Source organism: Microbacterium galbinum (assembly GCF_023101185.1).
Lineage (GTDB): Bacteria > Actinomycetota > Actinomycetes > Actinomycetales > Microbacteriaceae > Microbacterium > Microbacterium galbinum.
The window spans coordinates 1,232,039-1,251,580 of sequence record NZ_CP078077.1 but is presented as its reverse complement, the minus strand read 5'-3'; the positions used below and the strand labels follow the sequence as shown (position 1 = coordinate 1,251,580).

18 protein-coding genes are annotated in these 19,542 nt (G+C 70.8%); 15 read left to right on the top strand and 3 right to left on the bottom strand.

All coding sequences use genetic code 11. The annotated features are described in order from the left end of the window. Nucleotides 1-318: 318 nt before the first annotated feature. Nucleotides 319-672 carry a hypothetical protein gene (locus KV396_RS06245; protein ID WP_247633461.1) on the bottom strand — a complete coding sequence of 118 codons (354 nt, stop codon included), beginning with the start codon at nt 670-672 and terminating at the stop codon, nt 319-321. Between the two features lie 95 nt (nt 673-767). Between KV396_RS06245 and KV396_RS06240 the strand changes: the two genes are divergently transcribed. From KV396_RS06240 to KV396_RS06190, 11 genes are all read left to right on the top strand, one after another. Beyond that, nucleotides 768-1,505 (top strand): FadR/GntR family transcriptional regulator, encoded by a 738-nt coding sequence (locus tag KV396_RS06240; protein ID WP_247957224.1) that lies wholly within the window; start codon nt 768-770, stop codon nt 1,503-1,505. A 281-nt stretch (nt 1,506-1,786) separates the two neighbouring features. Then, a complete protein-coding gene (locus tag KV396_RS06235; protein ID WP_247957223.1) occupies nt 1,787-3,535 on the top strand; it encodes a dihydroxyacetone kinase family protein in 1,749 nt (582 codons plus the stop codon). An 11-nt stretch (nt 3,536-3,546) separates the two neighbouring features. Then, a complete protein-coding gene (locus KV396_RS06230) occupies nt 3,547-4,017 on the top strand; it encodes a ribose-5-phosphate isomerase (RefSeq protein WP_247633464.1) in 471 nt (156 codons plus the stop codon). Continuing rightward, complete coding sequence (locus KV396_RS06225) at nt 4,017-4,793, top strand: triose-phosphate isomerase family protein (RefSeq protein ID WP_247957222.1); 777 nt, start codon at nt 4,017-4,019, stop codon at nt 4,791-4,793. The genes KV396_RS06230 and KV396_RS06225 overlap by 1 nt, the downstream gene beginning before the upstream one ends. Then, entirely contained in the window at nt 4,790-5,584 is a 795-nt protein-coding gene (locus KV396_RS06220; protein ID WP_247957221.1) for a sugar phosphate isomerase/epimerase family protein, read from the top strand. The genes KV396_RS06225 and KV396_RS06220 overlap by 4 nt, the downstream gene beginning before the upstream one ends. Further along, complete coding sequence (locus KV396_RS06215; RefSeq protein ID WP_247957220.1) at nt 5,581-6,465, top strand: phosphogluconate dehydrogenase C-terminal domain-containing protein; 885 nt, start codon at nt 5,581-5,583, stop codon at nt 6,463-6,465. The genes KV396_RS06220 and KV396_RS06215 overlap by 4 nt, the downstream gene beginning before the upstream one ends. Before the next feature lie 313 nt (nt 6,466-6,778). Next, the gene (locus KV396_RS06210) at nt 6,779-7,156 is read left to right on the top strand and encodes a DUF427 domain-containing protein (RefSeq protein ID WP_247624111.1); all 378 of its coding nucleotides are present in this window, start codon (nt 6,779-6,781) and stop codon (nt 7,154-7,156) included. Between the two features lie 29 nt (nt 7,157-7,185). Beyond that, the gene (locus tag KV396_RS06205) at nt 7,186-8,754 is read left to right on the top strand and encodes an ABC transporter substrate-binding protein (RefSeq protein ID WP_247957219.1); all 1,569 of its coding nucleotides are present in this window, start codon (nt 7,186-7,188) and stop codon (nt 8,752-8,754) included. Nucleotides 8,755-8,757: 3 nt separating this feature from the next. Then, a complete protein-coding gene (locus KV396_RS06200; RefSeq protein WP_247957218.1) occupies nt 8,758-9,801 on the top strand; it encodes an ABC transporter permease in 1,044 nt (347 codons plus the stop codon). 1 nt (nt 9,802) lies between these two features. Then, the gene (locus KV396_RS06195; RefSeq protein ID WP_247633470.1) at nt 9,803-10,723 is read left to right on the top strand and encodes an ABC transporter permease; all 921 of its coding nucleotides are present in this window, start codon (nt 9,803-9,805) and stop codon (nt 10,721-10,723) included. Then, nucleotides 10,720-12,282, top strand: coding sequence for an ATP-binding cassette domain-containing protein (locus KV396_RS06190; protein WP_247957217.1), 1,563 nt, complete (start codon nt 10,720-10,722; stop codon nt 12,280-12,282). The genes KV396_RS06195 and KV396_RS06190 overlap by 4 nt, the downstream gene beginning before the upstream one ends. 249 nt (nt 12,283-12,531) lie before the next feature. On the opposite strand, the gene KV396_RS06185 is transcribed toward KV396_RS06190, so the two are convergent. Both KV396_RS06185 and KV396_RS06180 read right to left on the bottom strand, forming a co-directional pair. Beyond that, nucleotides 12,532-13,767: a catalase gene (locus KV396_RS06185; RefSeq protein WP_247957216.1), complete on the bottom strand. Its 1,236-nt coding sequence runs from the start codon at nt 13,765-13,767 to the stop codon at nt 12,532-12,534. Nucleotides 13,768-13,771: 4 nt separating this feature from the next. Beyond that, the gene (locus tag KV396_RS06180) at nt 13,772-14,254 is read right to left on the bottom strand and encodes a DUF427 domain-containing protein (RefSeq protein WP_247624117.1); all 483 of its coding nucleotides are present in this window, start codon (nt 14,252-14,254) and stop codon (nt 13,772-13,774) included. Nucleotides 14,255-14,435: 181 nt separating this feature from the next. Here KV396_RS06180 and KV396_RS06175 point away from each other — a divergent pair, with 181 nt between their 5' ends. Genes KV396_RS06175 through KV396_RS06160 form a run of 4 tightly spaced genes read left to right on the top strand, consistent with a single transcriptional unit; the run spans nt 14,436 to nt 19,493 of the window. Further along, nucleotides 14,436-15,470 carry an LLM class flavin-dependent oxidoreductase gene (locus KV396_RS06175; protein WP_247957215.1) on the top strand — a complete coding sequence of 345 codons (1,035 nt, stop codon included), beginning with the start codon at nt 14,436-14,438 and terminating at the stop codon, nt 15,468-15,470. Further along, nucleotides 15,467-16,792 carry an LLM class flavin-dependent oxidoreductase gene (locus KV396_RS06170; RefSeq protein ID WP_247957214.1) on the top strand — a complete coding sequence of 442 codons (1,326 nt, stop codon included), beginning with the start codon at nt 15,467-15,469 and terminating at the stop codon, nt 16,790-16,792. The genes KV396_RS06175 and KV396_RS06170 overlap by 4 nt, the downstream gene beginning before the upstream one ends. Further along, nucleotides 16,789-18,138 (top strand): NtaA/DmoA family FMN-dependent monooxygenase, encoded by a 1,350-nt coding sequence (locus KV396_RS06165; protein ID WP_247957213.1) that lies wholly within the window; start codon nt 16,789-16,791, stop codon nt 18,136-18,138. The genes KV396_RS06170 and KV396_RS06165 overlap by 4 nt, the downstream gene beginning before the upstream one ends. Further along, nucleotides 18,135-19,493 (top strand): O-acetylhomoserine aminocarboxypropyltransferase/cysteine synthase family protein, encoded by a 1,359-nt coding sequence (locus KV396_RS06160; RefSeq protein WP_247957212.1) that lies wholly within the window; start codon nt 18,135-18,137, stop codon nt 19,491-19,493. The genes KV396_RS06165 and KV396_RS06160 overlap by 4 nt, the downstream gene beginning before the upstream one ends. The last annotated feature ends 49 nt before the right edge of the window (nt 19,494-19,542 follow it).

The window sequence follows — 19,542 nt, the reverse complement described above, 5'->3', positions numbered from 1 at the left end:
CAAAAGCCTTGCGTGACGGCCGCTCACTCGCTATCGCGCGGGGGCGGCGTCTGCTCTTGCGATCGCTTAGCAGCAGCGCGTATCGCGCGTCAACGGTTCAGGGCCGATGCGGCCGATTCGGGCGTGGCTCCTAGGCTCGGAGGACAACGAGTCGGCACTGCCGGTTCTGCGTCGGTCGAACCGGACGGCGCGCCTCCTGTTCTCTCTCGGTCAGGAGCGACGCCCCGGGGGGCGGAGCGCTCTGCGCACCTCTCGTCGACTTCGCCGGTCCTCCGTCTCGGGCGACGGAGGACCGGACAGTCTTCCTCCGAAGGGCGATCAGAGTCGATTCGCCCCCGCGTCGAGATCGAAGTCGACGACCCAGGCATCGTCCTCCCCGTCGGCATCGCCATCTGCGGCCCGCCGCTTCGGGTAGGAGGGGTGCGAGCGCAGGCGCGCGGCGTGCTCCGAGAAATCCGGATCGGCGCCCGTGGAGGCGTGCGGTCCGACCAGGACGTCGTTGCCCACGCCGACCACGAGCTCGGCCAGATCCTCTTCGTCATCGACGAGGATCGGGATCTGCAGGGCCTGCGATCCTCCCTCGTTCGCGATCTCGGCGGCGAGGACGACCAAGGCGTCCGCGACGTCGTCGGTGGTGACGAGCTGCTGAGCGGCGTAGGAGACGAGTTTCATGACGTCAGCCTGCCAGGGGCCGGGCGAAAGGGGAGCGGGCTTGCGGCGGACGCCGTCGACCGGGTAACGCCACGGCGACGGCTATTCTCGAACCCATGCCCGCCTACCCCGAGAACCGCACGTTGAACATCGCGGATTCGCTCAACGCGCTGCCCGCGGGGTCGCCGGTGACCGAAGTGGCGCGGCGGCTGCTCGACCTCTTCACCGGGGGCGACATCGCCCCGGGCACGCGTCTGCCTCCCGAGCGCCAGCTCGCCGCGACGCTCGAGGTCGGGCGCTCGGCGGTGCGCGAAGCGCTCGCGGCGCTCGAGATCCTCGGCATCGTCGACGTGCGCCCGGGCTCGGGCACGTACCTGCGGGGATCGGCGAGCGACCTCCTGCCGCAGACCCTGCGCTGGGGTCTGCTCATCGGCGACCGCAACACGGCCGAGCTCATCGAGCTGCGGTCGGGTCTCGAGATCTACGTCGCCCGCCTGGCGGCCGCACGAGCGGATGCCTCGTCCGTCGCCGCCCTGACGACGGCCCTCGAGGCGATGCGCGCATCGAAGGACGACTTCTCGGCGTTCGCCGCGGCGGACAGCCGCTTTCACCGCGCCCTCTCGGAGGCCGCCGCGAACGGCACGATCGTCGACATGCTGCACGTCGTGCGGTCGCTGCTGCAGGTGTACTCCGACCGCGCCGTGCACGACACCGAGAGCGTGCTGACCGCGATCGAGGAGCACGATGCGATCCTGCGGGCGGTCGCGGCATCCGATGAGAACGCCGCCGCCGCCGCGATGGCGACGCACATGTCGACCGCGCTGCTGCGTCTGAGCGGCGACGCCGCGGGCTGAGCCGGTTCTGCGGGCGGGCCCTCCCACAGGTGCAGGGACCCAGGGTGACAGGCGGATCGGCGATCGCGCGCTGAGACACCGCATCTCTCGTGAGACATCACGTATGCCGTGATGTCTCGCGACGGAAGTGGTGTCTCGATGGCGCCGCACGGCATCCCCGCGTTTGCAATTGGTCAACCGGTTTGTCAATATAGACCCGGGTCCGAGCCGACGACCCGACCGACGGCCACCGACAGAGGAGTCACTGTGGACAGCATCCGCACGACGAAGGCGAGCGCGCGATGACCCGACTCTGGAACGCCCCGGCCGACTTCGCCGACGAGATGATCGAGGGTTTCGTCGCCGCCAACCCCCGGTCGGTGCGCCGCGCGAGCGGCGGCGTCATCCGCAGCACCGTGATCCCCGACGGGCAGGTCGCGGTCGTGATCGGTGGGGGATCGGGGCACTACCCGGCCTTCGGCGGACTGGTCGGACAGGGCTTCGCGCACGGCGCCGCGATGGGCAACCTCTTCGCCTCGCCCTCGGCCCAGCAGGTCTACGCGATCGCGAAGGCCGTCGACCGCGGCGCCGGGGTCTTCCTCAGCTACGGCAACTATGCCGGCGACGTGCTCAACTTCGATGCCGCGCAGGAGAAGCTGCGCGCCGAAGGCATCCCCACCCGGACCGTCACCGTCACCGACGACATCTTCAGCGCCCCGCCCGCCGAGAAGCACAAGCGCCGCGGCATCGCCGGCGACCTCACCGTCTTCCGCACCGCCGCCGCCGCTGCCGAGGCGGGCTACGACCTCGACGGCGTCACCCGCGTCGCCGCCCTCGCGAACGAACGCACCCGCTCGTTCGGTGTCGCGTTCACGGGCTGCACCCTCCCCGGCGCCCCCGCGCCCCTGTTCGCGGTGCCGAGCGGGCGCATGGCGATCGGCCTCGGCATCCACGGCGAACCCGGCATCGACGAGACCGACATCCCCACCGCCGACGGCCTGGCGCAACTGCTCGTCGAACGTCTGCTCGACGAGATACCCGCGGGCGTCCCGGTCGAGGGAGCGCGCGTCGTGCCGATTCTCAACGGACTCGGCTCGCTCAAGTACGAGGAGATGTTCGTCGTCTACCGGCGCATCGCCCAGCTGCTCGAAGCGGCGGGCCTCGTCCTCGTCGACCCGCACGTCGGCGAGTACTGCACGAGCTTCGACATGGCCGGCACCTCGCTCACGCTCTTCTGGCTCGATGAAGAACTCGAACGTCTGTGGGACACCCCGGTCGACGCCCCTGCCTACCGCCGCGGGTCGGTCGTCGCGGCCGCGCAGTCCGACGCGCACGAGGAAGCGGTCGAAGCGCACGAGATCACGCCCGGTGACGACGCCTCGCAGCAGGCGGCGCGCACCGTGAGCGCGGCGCTGCGGGTGATCGTCGACACGATCGACGCCCACGCCGACGAGCTCGGACGCATCGACGCGATCGCCGGAGACGGCGACCACGGCATCGGCATGCAGCGCGGATCGCACGCCGCGCTCGCCGCGGGGATCGCCGCAGCGGATGCCGGGGCCGGCGCGCGGACCAGCCTCGCCGCCGCGGCCGACGCCTGGGCCGACAAGGCCGGTGGCACCTCGGGCGCGCTCTGGGGCGTGATCCTCAATGCCGTCGCCGCACGCCTCGGCGACGCGGGAACACCGGATGCCGCGGCCGTCGCCGCCGGTGTCGCCGAGGGGCTGCGCGGGGTGCAGGAGTACGGCAGGGCCGAGGTCGGCGACAAGACCCTCGTCGACGCGCTGGTGCCGTTCGCCGCGACACTGCAGGCGGGCGCCCGCGAGGGGGAACGGCTGCGGGATGCCTGGGCCTCGGCCGCGGCATCCGCCACCGACGCCGCCGCCGCGACCGCCGATCTGCTGCCGCGGATGGGCCGCGCACGCACCCACGGCGAGCACTCCGTCGGCACCCCCGACCCCGGTGCGATCTCGCTCGCACTGATCGCCACCGCTCTCGGCGAGCTCCTCGCCACCCGGGACTCCACCCGGGATCTCGCCGTACAGGACTGAAGGAAGACGACATGACCGACCAGCTGCGCCTCGTCATCGGCTGCGATGACGCCGGATTCGACTACAAGGAGATCCTCAAGGGCGACCTCGAGCAGAACCCCGGCGTCGTGACGGTGGTCGATGTCGGCGTCGACGCCGACGGGCACACCGCCTACCCGCGCGTGGCGATCGCCGCCGCCGAACTGGTGGCCGCGGGCGAGGCCGATCGCGCGCTGCTCATCTGCGGTACGGGTCTCGGCGTGGCGATCGCCGCCAACAAGGTCGCCGGAATCCGTGCCGTCACCGCGCACGACTCGTTCTCGGTCGAGCGCGCCGTGCTCTCGAACAACGCCCAGGTGCTCACGATGGGCCAGCGCGTCGTCGGCATCGAGCTCGCGCGTCGTCTCGTGCGCGAGTGGCTCGGCTACCGGTTCGACACCACCAGCGCGAGCGCCGAGAAGGTCGCCGTCATCGACGCGTACGAGACCACCGGCGCCTGCTGATGCCGCAGGTCACGGTCGGGGTGAGCCTGAAGACGTACTTCGGGCACGAGCGGGCACGCGCCTGGTTCGACGACGTCGCCGCACGCGTGCGCGACCACGACGCCGTGCGCTCGGGTGCGGTGTCGTTCTTCGTGACTCCGACCTATCTGCAGGTGCTGCCCGCGCTCGCCGCCTTCGCCGGTACCCCGGTGCGCGTCGGCGGGCAGGACGTCTCGGCCGAAGAGCCCGGTGCGTTCACGGGAGAGGTGACCGCCGCCGAGCTCGCCGAGGTCGGTGCCACGGTCGCCGAGATCGGGCACGCCGAGCGCCGCCGCCTCTACGGCGAGACCGATGAGGTCGTCGCCGCGAAGGTGGCCGCGGCGCTGAGGGCCGGGCTGACCCCGTTGCTCTGCATCGGTGAGAGCGAACGGCAGGCACCGACGGATGCCGCGGACGTCGCCGTCGCGCAGCTGCGCTCGGCGCTGACGGATGCCCCCGCCGGCGCCGTGATCGTCGCCTACGAGCCGGTCTGGGCGATCGGCGCCCCCGAACCCGCGCCCCACGAGCACGTGCGCGTCATCGCGTCGGCGTTGCGCGCGGCGCTCGACGCCGATGCCGCACGGGACGGATCGGTCGTGATCTACGGCGGCGCGGCGGGACCGGGGCTTCTCACCGCCCTCGGCGATGCGGTCGACGGGGTGTTCCTCGGGCGCTTCGCGCACGACCCCGATGCCCTCGTCTCGGTGCTCGACGAGGCATCCGTCCTGGCCCGTCGTCGCGAAGGCGGCGCCGCATGATCGGTCTCGGCACCTATGCGTACTTCTGGCAGCACTCCGATCGTGCGCCCGACCAGCTCGGCCTGATCGGCGCCTTCGAAGACACCAAGGCCCACGGCGTCGACCTCTTCCAGATCTGCGACTTCGCGCCGCTCGACACGATGAGCGATGCCGAGGTTCGCGATGCGGCCCGGGCCGCGCGCGACCTCGGACTCACGATCGAACTCGGCACCAAGGGCATCGTGCCCGAGCACCTCACCCGCTATCTGCGTCTCGCCGAGGTCTTCGACGCGCGACTCGTGCGCGGCATGCTCTACGGCCCCGACTCGCGCCCGACGCTCGCCGAGGCCGAGACCTCGCTGCGCAGCAGCATGCGCGCCTTCGAACGCGCAGGCGTCAGCCTCGCCCTCGAGACCTACGAGCAGATCGCCACCGCCGACCTCATCGGTGTGATCGACCGGGTCGGCAGCCCGCGGCTGGGCATCTGCCTCGACCCCGCCAACGTGGTCGCCCGGCTCGAGCATCCGCAGACCTGCACCGAGCGGACCGCGCGACTCGTGAAGAACGTGCACGTGAAGGACTTCGCCTTCGCCCGGCAGGACGACTGGGTCGGGTTCACCTACTCGGGCACCGCCATGGGATCGGGCCTTCACGACTACGCCCACCTGCTCGAGACGGTGCGTCCGCGCGAGCGAGGCATCAACGAGATCGTCGAGCACTGGCTGCCCTGGCAGGGCGACGCCGCGACCACCATCCGAACCGAGCGGGAATGGACCCGCATCACACTCGAACTGCTGAGGAGCACCCCATGACCGACACTTCGACAGCCGCGTCGACCGAGACCGCGACCTACCGGATCGCCGTGATCGGCGCCGGCGGCAAGATGGGCATGCGCGTCTCGAACAACCTCGTGAAGACCGACCACACGGTCTGGTACGTCGAGAACTCGCCGGCCGGCCAGCAGCGCACGATCGACGCGGGACGCGAACTGACGGATGCCGCGACCGCCGTCGCCGACGCCGACATCGTGGTGCTCGCCGTGCCCGACCTCGCCCTCGGACCGGTGACCGCCGACCTCGTGCCGCAGCTGCGCCCCGGTGCGATCGTGCTCACGCTCGACCCGGCCGCGGCCTACGCCGGGTTGCTCACCACGCGCGACGACGTCATCCAGGCCGTCGCGCACCCGTGCCACCCGTCGATCTTCCTGCAGCGCGAGACGCCCGAGCAGTGGGCCGACACCTTCGGTGGAATCGCTGCCCCGCAAGACGCGATCGCCGCGATCGAGAGCGACGACCCCGCCAAGCGGGCCATCGTCGAGGCGACCGTGCGCGCGATCTACGCCCCCGTCATCGACGTGCACTGGGTCACGATCAAGCAGCTCGCGCAGCTCGAGCCGACCCTCGTCGAGACCGTCGCCTGCATGATCGGCGCGCTCCTCAACGAGGCGCTCGACGAGACCGTCAAGACCATGGGCGTTCCCGAGGCGGCGGCGCGCAGCATCCTCTACGGCCACACCCAGGTCGCGCTCGCCAACGGTCTGCGCGGTGACAACCCGTTCTCCGACGCCTGCCTGATCGCCATGGACTACGGCCGCGAGTCGATCATCAAGGACGACTGGAAGAAGATCTTCCGCGACGACGAACTCGACAAGAACCTCGCCCGCATGCTGCACCTCGACCACATCGAGCGGTAGGCCGCGGGGCGGTTTCGAAGGGGCGGCCCTTCGTCTCGCTGCGCTCGCTCAGGAACCGGGGTGAGCGCGCTCGCTCAGGAACCGGGGTGAGCACGCTCGCTCAGGAACCGGTTCCTGAGCGAGGAGCGCAGCGACGAGACGAAGGGCCGCCCCTTTTCGTGCGCGCACGAGACGAACGGCCGACTCACGCGGAAATGTGACGTCATCGGACGGAACGTCCGTTCACGGTGCGGAACGTCGATAGGCACCCGGGCGATCTGACGGTTCTATGGGCGTACCCACCGCACGCCCGAGCGATCCAGGAGCCGCCGTCATGTCCGACACCACCGCGCAGAAGCCCGCCCACACCGTCACCACCGAGCCCGCCGCCCATCGCGTGCGCGTGCTCGCCGGAGACGCCGTGCTCGCCGACTCGACCCGCGCCATCGTGCTGCACGAGTCGAACCACGCCGACCGCTACTACCTGCCGCGCGAAGACGTGAACTGGGACCTGCTGCAGGAGACCGCGTCGACGAGCCACTGCCCCGTCAAGGGCGACGCCGACGACTACTGGGCGCTGAAGAGCGACCCCGCCACCGACGTCGCCTGGTCGTACCCGACCCCGTTCGACTACCTGCAGCCGATCGCCGGCCACGTGGCCTTCTACTCCGAGCGCGTCCAGGTGGACGCCGCCGAACTCCTTCCGCAGTAACGCCTCACCCGACCCCAAGGACACCGCCCATGACCGTTCTCTCCTCGCCCCCGACGGCACGTGTGCCGGGGCGCCGCAGACCCCTCGCGATCGTCGCCGCCCTCAGCGCGACCCTGCTGGCGCTCGCCGGATGCGCGACCGCCACGCCCTCCGACGACACGACGGCGGATGCCGCGTCCGCGGTGTACCGCATCGGCATCAGCGATCCCGGCGCCGAGCTCGACCCGCTGACGGTCGCCGACGGCGACGCGCAGCTGATCACGGGGCTCGTCACGGAGCAGCTCGTGAGCTTCACCGCCGACGGCGAGGCGCTGCCGCGTCTCGCGACCGACTGGGAGGCATCCGACGACGGTCTCACCTGGACGTTCACGCTGCGCGAGGGGGCGACGTTCAACGACGGCGACCCGGTCACCGCCGACGACGTCGTGGCGACGTTCGACGCCCTCATCGGCGACGACAGCATCTCGCCCGCGAAGAGCGCGTTCACCGGCATCCTCGACTCCGTCGCCGCCACCGACGAGGGCACCGTGACGTTCACGCTCGCGCGGCCGTTCTCGGACTTCCCGCGTCTGCTCGCGGGCAACAACACCGGCATCCTGCCCGCCGACTACGAACCCGGCACCTGGCTCGAGAACCCGGTCGGTGCGGGGCAGTTCCTGCTCGAGGACTACGAGGTCGGCCGCAGTGTCACCTACGTCAAGAACCCCGACTACTGGAACGCCGACGAGATCGCCCTCGACGGCATCGAACTGAAGGTCTACAAGGATCCGCAGGCGATCGTGCTCGCGTTCCAGGCGGGGGAGATCGACCGCATCACCGTGTCACCCGAGGTGCTCGCGACCGTGAACGTCGACGACTACGACACCCTCTCGGCGGGATACAGCCACTTCTACGGCATCCACCTCAACGTCACCGAGGCGCCGTTCGACGACGTCACGATCCGGCAGGCGCTGGCCTGGGCGATCGACCGCGATGCGATCGTCGACCTCGTCTTCGGGGGCACGGCCACACCGGGCAACGACTTCCCCGTGCTGCCGGACTACCTGCCCCAGCCGCTCGACATCGAGCAGCGTGCGCAGGACCTCGACAAGGTCGCCGATCTGCTCGACGGGCGCACGGTGTCGTTCACGATCACGACGTCGTTCCAGCTCTACGGCGAGGTGCTGCAGCAGCAGCTCAACGCGATCGACGGCTTCGACGTGCAGCTCGAGGTGCTCTCCGACGAGCAGTACTACGCCGAGGGCGACGACTCTCCCTGGCTGAACGCACCGCTCACCATCACCAGCTGGGGCAAGCGCGTGCCCTCGCAGTACTACTCGCTCTTCTACGCAGAGGGCGCGGCGTGGAACGCCGCGCACTACGCCAACCCCGACCTGGGGACGCTCGTCACCGACTTCGACGCCACGACCGACGAAGCCGAGCGCGAGCAGCTCATCACCGAGATCTCGCAGACGGAGTGGACGGATGTTCCGACGATCATCCCCGCCCTGGTGCGCTCGGAGGTGCTGCAGAACAAGCGGGTCATGGGCGACTTCATCGCCCCGATCGACTTCTGGTCGGGCTACAACTTCGCCGGCATCTCGATCGCGAGCGAGTGACTCATGACCGTCAGCTTCTCGTCGGGCGGGAACGCCGCGACGGCGTCGTCCGCCCGACGGGGGCTGGCGGTCCTCCGTTCCCGGCACAGCCAGGTGCCGCGACTGATCGGGCAGCGCCTCGTCCAGGTGCCGCTCGTGCTGTTCGTGGTGTCGGTGCTGGTGTTCTGGCTGATCGAGGTCGTACCCGGTGATCCCGGTCGCAACGCCCTCGGTCAGTACGCGACCTCCGAGCAGGTGCAGGCGTGGAACGAGGCTCACGGGCTGACCGGCTCGCTGGTCTCCCGCTACTTCGCCTGGCTGTTCGGTTTCGTCACGGGCGACTGGGGCACCAGCCTCATCTACGGCGCTCCGGTGCGAGAACTCGTGCTGGGGCGCCTCGGCAACTCGCTCTTCCTCGGGGCGGTGGCGTTCGTGATCCTGGTGCCGGTGGCTTTCGCGCTCGGCGCGATCCAGGCCCGCCGCGAGGGATCGCGCACCGACCGCACGCTCACGATCGCGCTGATGTCGTTGGCCTCCGTGCCGGAGTTCGTGGTCGGCGTGCTGCTGCTGATCGTGTTCAGCCTGTGGCTCAAGTGGTTCCCGATCCAGTCGTCGATCAGCCTCGACGGCCCTCCGGGCGAGGTGCTGCGGGCGCTCGTGCTGCCGGCGGTCACCCTCGCCCTCGGCTACCTGTCGGTGTTGGCGCGCATGACCCGTACGGGCGTGCTCGACACCCTCGACTCGCAGTACTACCGCACCGCCGTCATCAAGGGGGTGCACGGTCCGCAGCTCGCGGTCGGGCACGTGGCGCGCAACGCGCTCATCCCCACGGTGTCGCTGCTGGGCGTCTACGTCGGCACGCTGCTGGGGGGCAGTGCGATCGTCGAGACGCTGTTCGGTTACCCGGGGCTCGGTGCCCTGCTGGTGTCGGCGACGGTGGAAAAGGACATCTTCCTGCTCGAGTCCGGGGTGATGGTCACGGGGGTCGTCGCGCTGCTCGCGCTCCTGATCACCGACATCGCCCTCGTGCTCATCGACCCGCGCGTGCGCTTCGACGAAGGGGAATGACATGGCACTCACCGATGCGGTGCGCGGTGCCGACCCGGCCGCGATCGACATCATCGAGACGGATGCCGTCGCCACCGGCATCCGTCGTCCTTCTGCATCGCGCTCGCCGCGGCCGCGTCGCTGGGCCGCTCTCCTGCGCCGCCCGACGTTCGTGATCAGCGCGCTCATCGTGCTGTTCTGGGTCGCGGCCGCCGTGGGGTGGCGCCTCGTCGGCCTCGATCCCTTCGCCGACAGCGGCGCCCGCCTGTCGCCGCCGAGCGCCGAGCACTGGTTCGGCACCGACCGCATCGGTCGCGACGTGTTCGCCCGCGTGCTCGCCGGGGCCGAACCGGCGCTGCTCGTCGGACCGATCGGGGCGGCGCTCGCCACCGCTCTCGGGTCGACGCTCGGCCTCATCGCCGGCTACCGCCGCGGCTGGGTGGACCAGCTCTTCATGCGCGGATTCGACGTGTTCCTCACCCTGCCGACGCTGATCTTCCTGCTCGTGATCGTCGGCGCGTTCGGCGGCAGCGCGCCGACGATCATCGTGGCGGTGGGCATCCTCTTCGCCCCGGGCATCGCCCGCATCGTGCGCGCCGCCGTGCTCGTCGAGATGGGCAAGCAGTACGTGACCAGTGCGCGCGTGCAGGGAGAGAGTGCGGTGCGGATCGTCTTCCGCGAGCTGCTGCCGAACGTCTGGCCGCAGGTGCTCGTGCAGGCGACGTTGAGCGTGGCCGGCGCGATCTTCATCTCGTCGTCGCTGTCGTTCCTCGGACTCGCTTCGGCGCCGCCCTCGCCCGACTGGGGGCTCGCGGTCAACGAGAACCGCACCTACCTGCAGGCCGCGTGGTGGACGCTCGCGTTCCCCACCCTCGCGATCGCCTCGCTCGTGGTCTCCCTCAACCTGATCGCAGACAACTTCCGAGAGGTGTTCCGACGATGACCGAACCACTGGTGAGCGTGCGCGGACTGACCGTCGACTACGAGGTCGAGGGTCAGCGGCGGCGGGCCGTCGACGGCGTCGACTTCGACATCGAGCCCGGTGGGTCACTGGGACTCGTGGGGGAGTCGGGGTCGGGCAAGAGCACGATCGCGTTCGCCCTGGCGCGTTACCTGCCGGCGGGGGCCCGGGTGAGTGCCGAGCGGCTGACCGTCGCCGGGCACGACGTGCTCGGTCTCGGACCGCGGGAACTGCGCGAGTACCGTCGAAGCTCGATCGGCTTCGTCTACCAGGAGCCCGCGCGGGCGCTCAACCCCACTCGGTCGGTCGGCAGTCAGGTCGCCGAGACCTACCGGTTGCAGGGGCTGCGCTCGGCGGCGGCGCGTGCGGCGACCATCGCCGCGTTCGCCGACGTCGGCCTGCCCGACCCCGCCTCGTTGGTCCACCGATTCCCGCACGAGCTCTCGGGAGGGCAGCAGCAGCGCGTCGTCATCGCGATGGCGCTCGCCGCGGATCCGCGCCTGCTCATCCTCGACGAGCCGACCACCGGGCTCGACAGCCGGGTCGAGGCCGAGGTCATCGCGCTCGTCGACCGACTGCGCCGGGAGCGCGGCTTCGCCACCCTGCTCATCAGCCACAACCTGCCGCTCGTCGCGAGCCACACCGAGCGGATCGGGGTGCTCGAGCGCGGCATCCTCGTCGAGCACGGTGAAGCCGCGGGCCTCGTCGAGACCCCGCTGCACCCGTACTCGCGTGTGCTGGTGGAGGCGGTGCCCTCGCTCGACGCGCCGTCGCGCCCCGTCGAGCCCGAGCACGCGCAGCCGCTGCTGTCGGTGCGCGGTGTCACGAAGCGCTACGGCGCGCACCTCGCGCTCGACGGCGTCGACCTCGACATCGGCCGCGGCGAAGTGCTCGGCCTCGTCGGCGAATCGGGCAGTGGCAAGACCACGCTCGGCCGGGTGATCGCGGGGCTCGCGCGCTCCGAGGGCACGGTGGAGTTGGACGGTTCGGATGCCACGGACGCGGTGCCCGTGCAGTTCGTGTTCCAGAGTCCCGACGCCTCGCTCAACCCGCGGCGCACCGTGCGGCAGACGCTCACGCGATCGATCCAGCTGCTGCGCGGAGACACCGACGCCGAAGAGCTCGCCCTCTCGACCGGACTCGCGGGCGACGTGCTCGACAAGCTCCCCGACGAACTCTCCGGCGGCCAGAAGCAGCGCGTCGCGATCGCCCGTGCCTTCGCCGGCCGAAGCCCGCTCGTGGTGTGCGACGAACCGAGCTCGGCGCTCGACGTGAGCGTGCAGGCGCGCGTGCTCGACCTGCTCGTCGAGCTGCAGGAGCGCACCGGGGTGTCGTACCTCTTCATCACGCACGACCTCGCCGTCGTCCGCCGCATCGCGCACCGCGTCGCCGTGCTCAACGGCGGACGCATCGTCGAGACCGGAGCGGTCGACGAGGTGCTCGGTACGCCCCGGCATCCGTACTCGGCATCCCTCGTGGATGCCGCCCGCAGCCTGCGCGGCGAGACCACGCGGGGGCTCCGCGACGTCATCGCCGCGTAGGCCCGCGTCCTTCGTCTCGTCGCTTCGCTCCTCGCTCAGGAACCGGGTGTGTCGGGGGGGGGGGTCCGGTTCCTGAGCGAGCGGAGCGAGACGAAGGGCCAGGGTGGGGCCCTTCGACAGGCTCAGGGACCCAGTTCCGAGCGGCCCGCGTTCATAACTCCTCAAGAACGCGTCCGCCGGACCGTGAAACAGCCGAATCCGGCCCGATCCTCCCGATTCTCCGGAGTTATGCGCGACCCACGCAGGTCATCAGGCGAGTTCTGCGGCGATCGCCGCGCCCTCGGCCGCGTCGATGCGGCGCCAGAACTCCACGGCGCGCTCGCGCAGCGCCGGGTCGGTGACCTCGGCGAGCTGCGACACGACCACACCGCGTAACCTCGTTCGGCCGGCATCGTCGAGCACCCGGCGCACGAGGTCTCCGGCCTGACGAAAATCGTCGGCTGGATCCCACGCGCGGGCCTGCGCGGCGAGGTCGTCGTCCCAGCCGGGGGCGGATGCCGTGAACGGCGCGACCGCACGACTCGCGACCCCCTCCTGCACGCGGTGCCGGTGGAAGCGCCAGTAGCTGTCGATGCGCGAGAGCAGCATCGGGTCGGGGCTCGGCCCGATGCCGGGAACGAAGCTCGATGGGGCGAACGCCGACTGCTCGATCTCGGCGACCTCGTCGTCGGGGTTGCGGTCGAGCACGAGCCGGCCGACCTCGATCAGCGGATACGACGCCTTCGACCAGGTCTTGGTGAGGTCGAACGCGTTGAACGGGGCGGTGCGGGCGTCGTCGTCGGGCATGACCTGCACCGACAGCGTCCACGACGGATGCTCTCCTCGGTCGATCGCCGCGCGCAGGTCGTGACGCTGATGGTCGACCTCCGTCGCGTCGATCGCCGAGGCCTCGTCGTCGGAGAGGTTCGAGATGCCCTGGTCGGTGCGCAGGTGGTACTTGACCCAGAACCGCTCACCGGCGGCATTCACCCACTGGAACGTGTGCGACCCGAAGCCGTCCTGGTGCCGCCACGACCGCGGGATGCCGCGGTCGCTCAGCAGCCACGCCACCTGGTGGGCGGACTCGGGGTTGCGGGTCCAGAAGTCCCAGAGCCGGTCGTAGTCGAAGACCGAGCCGTCGCGGTACATCTTGTGGGCGACGACGAGTGAAGCGAACTTCGCCTCGTCGCGCAGGAAGAAGACGGGGGAGTTGTTGCCGACGAGGTCGTACTCGCCGTCCGGGGTGAGGAACTTCACGGCGAAGCCGCGCAGGTCGCGCCAGGCCTCGCGGCTGCCCCGATAGCCGAGCGTCGCCGAGAATCGCACGACGACATCGGTGCGGATGCCGGGCTGGAAGAGCCCCGCGTGCGTGAAGGCGCGCACGTCGCCGGTGGTCTCGAAGAAGCCGAGCGCACCCCCGCCCTTCGAGTGGCGGATGCGCACGGGGACCGGTCCGGGGTCGGCGGCCGGGTAGTCGGCGCGACGTGCGGTGGTCCCCGTGCTCACCGGGTCAGGCCTTTGCGCCGGGGCCGTCGCCCACGGGGCGGATCTCGAGGGAGTCGTAGAACGCGATGTGCCCGCCGATGGGCGTGAACGCGCTGATGGGTTCGGGGTACGACCACGCGACGGGCGAGGCATCCGCACCGTCGGCGAGGGCCCAGTAGTCGCTGGCGACGCCCTTGAACGGGCAGAACGTGGTGTTCTCGACGCGGCGCAGCCGGGTGAGGTCGACGTCGCCGCGCGGGAAGTAGAGCCGCGTGGGCACGTCGACCTCGTGCAGTTCGATGACGTTCGAGCTGGTGGCGATGCGTTCGTCGCCGCTCCAGACCTCCACCGTTCCCTCGTGCGCGGTCAGGTGCACGAGGCCGTCGGTGGCGATGCCGGGGGCGTCGAGCACGGCGGAATCGGTCATGGTGTTCCTCCTTCGGGGTGGCCGGGCGCCGAAGAGGAAGGTCGCGTGCTGGATCACGAGCGTCGCGGTGGGTTCGAGCATCTTCTCCTCCTCGGTCGGATGACACGCCCATCAAAGCCCCGTCGCCCGGATCGCGCGACGATGGTTCCTCTCGGTGACGACACATGACTCCGGATGACGCGCGCGGTCTCCGCGTGACCGGCGTTGACGCCCCGTGAACCGCACCGTTCCGCTCGTCGAGGGGCCGCTCTAACGTGGCGCCATGTCAACCCCGCACACGCCCGCCGGCGTCACCGACTCCCTGCACATCGGTCTGTTCGCGCACCTCGCCGATCATCGCGGCGCGGTCGAGCAGACGTATCTCGACTACCTCGATCTGTTCGTCCATGCCGAGGGGCTGGGCGTCGGGTCGGCGTGGGTGCGTCAGTTCCATCTGGCGAAACCGGATGCCGGTCGGCTGGGTGGCCTGCCGTCGCCGTTCGTGTTCCTGGGCGCCCTCGCCGCGCGCACCTCGACACTGCGGCTGGGCACGGCGGCGATCACGCTTCCGCTCGAGCAGGTGCTGCGGGTGGCGGAGGATGCCGCGGTGCTCGACGCGCTCAGCGGGGGCCGGGTGGAGTTGGGGCTCGCGAACGGCGGACAGCCGCAGACGGCATCCGCGTTCGGCATCCCGCACATCGGCGATCGCACGCAGAGCCGCCGGGCCTATCTCGAGGCCGTCGATCGGCTGGCCGCGGCCCTGCGCGGCGAGGCCGTGACCGTCGACGGCGAGGTGATCGCCCCGGCGCGACCGGACCTCGCCGACCGGATCTGGCACGCGACCCTCACCGCGCAGAGCGCGTACGAGACCGGTCAGCGAGGCGAGGGCGTGCTGATCGGCACCACCCAGGTCGTGCCGGGCGAGGTGTCGGCCGAGGCGTACCACCGGGGTCTCGCCGAGGGGGCGGTGCCGCGGCTCGGGCTCTCGACGTGGATCTTCCCCGGCCGCACGCGTGAGGAGGCCCTCGCCCAGGCCGAGGAGGGGCTGATCGCGAAGTGGCAGTGGGCGCGGGACTTCCTGCCCCAGGCCGACTCGACCGCGCAGATCGCCGAGCGCCTCAACCTGCACTACGGCACGGCCGACGACATCGCGGCGTCGATCGCGACCCACCCGGCGTTCGCCCACACGACGCAGATCCAGTTGCAGCTCGATGGCCTCTACCGTTCGCTCGAGCAGCAGAAGGACGCCCTCGAGCTCTTCACCTCCGACGTCGCACCGGCGCTGAACGCGGCGATCCGGCGGGAGGTGGCCGCATGAGCCGCCCGCCCCTCGTCTTCGCGGCCGGCGTGTTCTACCCGGGCGGCGAGCACATCACCGGCTGGAGGTCGGGCGCCGACGCGTCGTCGTACCTCGACCTCGACTACTGGACCCGCTTCGCGCAGACCGCCGAGTCCGGGCGCTTCGCGACACTGTTCCTCGCCGACGAGCTGTATGTGTGGGATCGGTTCCGTTCGGGCATCGAGCACGGCACCAACGTGCGCCTCGAACCGTTCACGCTGCTCAGCGCGCTCTCGCAGCTGACGACGAAGATCGGCCTCGCCGCCACGGTCTCGACCACCTACAACGAGCCGTATCACGTGGCCCGCAAGCTCGCCTCGCTCGACCACCTCAGCCACGGCCGCGCGGCATGGAACCTGGTCACCAGCGCGAGCGACGAGGAAGCCCGCAACTTCGGCCGCGACACGCACCTCGACCACGGCATCCGCTACGAGCGCGGTGCCGAGTTCGTCGACGTCGTGAACGGTCTCTGGGACGGCTGGGACGACGACGCCTTCGTCTTCGACAAGAGCTCCGGGCGTTACGCCGACCGCTCGAAGCTCCACGTGCTCGAACATCGCGGCGAGCACTTCGCCGTGCGCGGCCCGCTCAACATCCCTCGCCCGGTGCAGGGGCATCCGCCGCTGTTCCAGGCCGGGGCGTCGGAGGCCGGCCGAGCGTTGGCGGGTCGCACGGCGGATGCCGTCTTCACCCTCGGCGGTGGATCGCTCGCCTCGGGTCAGAAGCTCTACGACGACTACAAGCGGCGGGCGCTCGCCGCAGGCCGCGGGGCCGACGATCTGAAGGTGCTGCCGTGGTTCTCGCCGATCATCGGCGACACCGAAGCGGATGCCGAGGAGCGGTTCCGCGAGCTCGCCGAGCTCACCCCCGAGCGGGTGCAGGTCGACCTGCTCGCGCACTACCTGGGCGTCGATCTGGGCGAGCGCGACGTCGACGAGACGTTCACCTTCGACTTCGATCACGAGGGGTTCAACCAGTCGAAGTCGGGGTACAAGGCGATCGCCGACCTGCTCGCGCAGCGCCCCTACACGCTGCGGGAGCTGGCGTGGGAGGTGCTGCGCCGCCGCTTCACCGTCGGCACGCCCGACACCCTCGCCGCCCACCTCATCGAGCGGTACGAGAACGGTGCGGCCGACGGGTTCATCCTGATGGCGCCGACCCTTCCCGACACCCTCACCCGGTTCGTCGAGCACATCGTGCCCCGCCTGACCGATCACGGAATCTACCCGGGGGAGTACGCGGGCGACACCCTGCGCGAGAACCTCGGCCTCGCCCGCCCCGCCGGAAGGTACGCCGCATGACCCGTCGACTGCTCCTCGCCGCTTTCCTCTTCCACCCGGGAGGGTCGCACGTCTCGGGCTGGCGTCACGACGACGCCGAGCCGCACCGGCACGTCGACATCGACTACTACGCCGACTTCGCGCAGACCGCCGAGCGCGGCATCTTCGACACGCTCTTCCTCGCCGACGGGCTGTACTTCTGGGATCGCTTCACCTCGGGGATCGACCACTACGGTCAGACCCGGCTCGAACCGCTCACGCTGCTGTCGGCGCTCGCCGCGCGCACGAGCCGGATCGGGCTCGCGGCCACGGTCTCGACCAGCTACAACGAGCCGTACCACGTGGCCCGCGCGCTCGCCTCGCTCGATCACATCAGCCGTGGACGCGCCGCCTGGAACCTCGTCACCTCGCGCTACCCCGAGGAGGCCCGCAACTTCGGCGGCGATGCGCACCTCGACCACGCGCTGCGGTACGAGCGCGGGCGGGAGTTCGTCGACGTGGTGCAGTTGCTCTGGGACAGTTGGGCCGACGATGCGATCCTCGCCGATCGCACGAGCGGGCTGTTCGCCGACCCCGAGAAGCTGCACGTGACGGATCACCGAGGCGATCACTTCGCGGTGCGCGGGCCCCTCAACATCGCGCGACCTCCGCAGGGGCATCCGCTCCTCTTCCAGGCCGGCGGGTCGGAGGCCGGGCAGGAGCTGGCGGCGGCGACCGCGGATGCCGTGTTCGCCCGCTCGCTGCCGCTCGCCGAGGCGCAGCGGTTCTCCGCCGGGCTCAAGGCGCGTGTGGTCGCCCACGGGCGCGACCCCGGAGACGTCGCGATCCTGCCGCAGTACCGCCCGGTCGTGGGCGAGACGACGGCGGATGCCCGGGCCGAGGCCGCACGCATCCTCGCGTCGACACCCGACGCGTTGATCGTCGAAGACGTCGCGCACTCGATCGGGCAGGTGCTGGGCCCGGACCCGGATGCCGTGATCGCAGTGGAGTCGGATGCCGCGGGCGGTGTCGCCGCCGGCATCGCCAACGAGTCGAAGTCGCCGAACCGGCGCCTCGCGCGGCTGCAGGCGGGGGAGCGCCTGACGGCGCGGGAGCTGTACGCCGAGTCGTTCTGGGAGTCGGTGTCGGTGGGTACGGCGTTCGAGATCGCCGACGACATCCAGGAGCGCTTCGAGACCGGCGCCGCCGACGGCTTCGTCGTGCAGGCGCTCACGCAGCCGACCGGGTTCCGCGAGTTCGTCGACCAGGTGGTGCCCGAGCTCCAGCTGCGGGGCCTCACCCGGCGCGCGTACGAGGAGAGCACGCTCGGCGAGCGGTTCGGTCGCGCGCGGCCCGAGCGCCGGGTGCCGGAGTCGGTGCTGTCATGAGCGGCCTCGGATTCAGCACGCGGCAGCTGCACGCGGGGGAGCGGTACGACGGGCCGCACGCGCCACGCGCGACACCCATCCACCTCAGCGCGGGCTTCGTGTTCGACGACTTCGATCAGGCGCATGCGCGCTTCGCGGGCACCGACGACGGCTTCAGTTACACGCGCGTGGGCAACCCCACGAACGCCGCCGCGGAGCGCCGCATCGCCGATCTCGAGTCGGGCTCCGGGGCACTGCTCGTCGGCAGCGGACAGGCCGCGGTCGCCACCACGATCCTCGCCCTCGTCTCGACCGGCGACCACGTGCTCTCCTCGTCGAGCATCTACGAGGGGACCCGCGAACTGCTCCGCGACGACCTCGCCCGCCTCGGTGTGACCGTCGACTTCATCGCGGAGCCGAACGACCTCGCGGCGTGGGAGCGCGGCATCCGTCCGAACACCCGTGTGGTGTTCGCCGAATCGATCCCCAACCCCAAGAACGACGTGCTCGACGTCGCCGCCCTCGCCCGCCTCACCCGTCGGCACGCGATTCCGTTCGTCGTCGACAACACGCTCGCGACGCCCTATCTGCTGCGGCCCCTCGAAGACGGCGCCGACATCGTCGTGCACTCGGCGAGCAAGTTCCTCGCCGGTCACGGCACGGTGCTGGGCGGGGTCATCGTCGACGGCGGAACGTTCCCGTGGGCGGCCCACGCCGACGCCTACCCGCAGATCGCCCGCACGCCCGGGCCCGACGGACTCACCTTCGCCGAGCGCTTGCCGCACGCGGCGTTCCTCGACTTCGCCCGCCGCGTCGCGATGCGGTACGGGCCGGTGCCGTCGCCGCTCAACGCCTTCCTCATCCTGCAGGGGATCGAGACGCTGTCGCTGCGCGTGCAACGGCAGTCCGACTCGGCACTGCACCTGGCGCGCTGGTTGGAGGGGCATCCGCAGGTCGAGTCGGTCGACTACAGCGGGCTGCCGTCGAGTCCGCACCACGCCGTCGCCCGCCGCTACCTCACCCGCGGATTCGGGGCGGTGCTCGCCGTCACCGTGCGCGGTGGGGTCGACGGGGCTCGCGCCTTCACGAACGCCCTGCGCGTCTTCACCCGCATGACCCATCTCGGCGATGTGCGCTCTCTCGTACTGCACCCCGCCACCACCACGCACGTGCTGCGCGATGCCGACGAGCTCGCCGCCGCCGGCATCCACCCCGGTCTGCTGCGGTTGTCGATCGGGTTGGAAGACCTCGACGACCTCGTCGCGGATCTCGACCGGGCGCTCGGTGCGGTCGCGGGGGTCGCGGGGGCGTCATCGGCGCAGGCGGAGGTGCCGGTGGTGGAGGCGGTCGCACCTCGGCGGCTGCTCGCGGTCTGAGCGGAGCATCCGCCCCTCGTGTTCGGCCCGCGCCGTTCATAACTCCTGA

Coding starts and splice junctions, on each gene's coding strand:
- KV396_RS06245 (WP_247633461.1), bottom strand. CDS start 672: ATGAAACTCGTCTCCTACGCCGCTCAGCAGCTCGTCACCACCGACGAC.
- KV396_RS06240 (WP_247957224.1), top strand. CDS start 768: ATGCCCGCCTACCCCGAGAACCGCACGTTGAACATCGCGGATTCGCTC.
- KV396_RS06235 (WP_247957223.1), top strand. CDS start 1,787: ATGACCCGACTCTGGAACGCCCCGGCCGACTTCGCCGACGAGATGATC.
- KV396_RS06230 (WP_247633464.1), top strand. CDS start 3,547: ATGACCGACCAGCTGCGCCTCGTCATCGGCTGCGATGACGCCGGATTC.
- KV396_RS06225 (WP_247957222.1), top strand. CDS start 4,017: ATGCCGCAGGTCACGGTCGGGGTGAGCCTGAAGACGTACTTCGGGCAC.
- KV396_RS06220 (WP_247957221.1), top strand. CDS start 4,790: ATGATCGGTCTCGGCACCTATGCGTACTTCTGGCAGCACTCCGATCGT.
- KV396_RS06215 (WP_247957220.1), top strand. CDS start 5,581: ATGACCGACACTTCGACAGCCGCGTCGACCGAGACCGCGACCTACCGG.
- KV396_RS06210 (WP_247624111.1), top strand. CDS start 6,779: ATGTCCGACACCACCGCGCAGAAGCCCGCCCACACCGTCACCACCGAG.
- KV396_RS06205 (WP_247957219.1), top strand. CDS start 7,186: ATGACCGTTCTCTCCTCGCCCCCGACGGCACGTGTGCCGGGGCGCCGC.
- KV396_RS06200 (WP_247957218.1), top strand. CDS start 8,758: ATGACCGTCAGCTTCTCGTCGGGCGGGAACGCCGCGACGGCGTCGTCC.
- KV396_RS06195 (WP_247633470.1), top strand. CDS start 9,803: ATGGCACTCACCGATGCGGTGCGCGGTGCCGACCCGGCCGCGATCGAC.
- KV396_RS06190 (WP_247957217.1), top strand. CDS start 10,720: ATGACCGAACCACTGGTGAGCGTGCGCGGACTGACCGTCGACTACGAG.
- KV396_RS06180 (WP_247624117.1), bottom strand. CDS start 14,254: ATGCTCGAACCCACCGCGACGCTCGTGATCCAGCACGCGACCTTCCTC.
- KV396_RS06175 (WP_247957215.1), top strand. CDS start 14,436: ATGTCAACCCCGCACACGCCCGCCGGCGTCACCGACTCCCTGCACATC.
- KV396_RS06170 (WP_247957214.1), top strand. CDS start 15,467: ATGAGCCGCCCGCCCCTCGTCTTCGCGGCCGGCGTGTTCTACCCGGGC.
- KV396_RS06165 (WP_247957213.1), top strand. CDS start 16,789: ATGACCCGTCGACTGCTCCTCGCCGCTTTCCTCTTCCACCCGGGAGGG.
- KV396_RS06160 (WP_247957212.1), top strand. CDS start 18,135: ATGAGCGGCCTCGGATTCAGCACGCGGCAGCTGCACGCGGGGGAGCGG.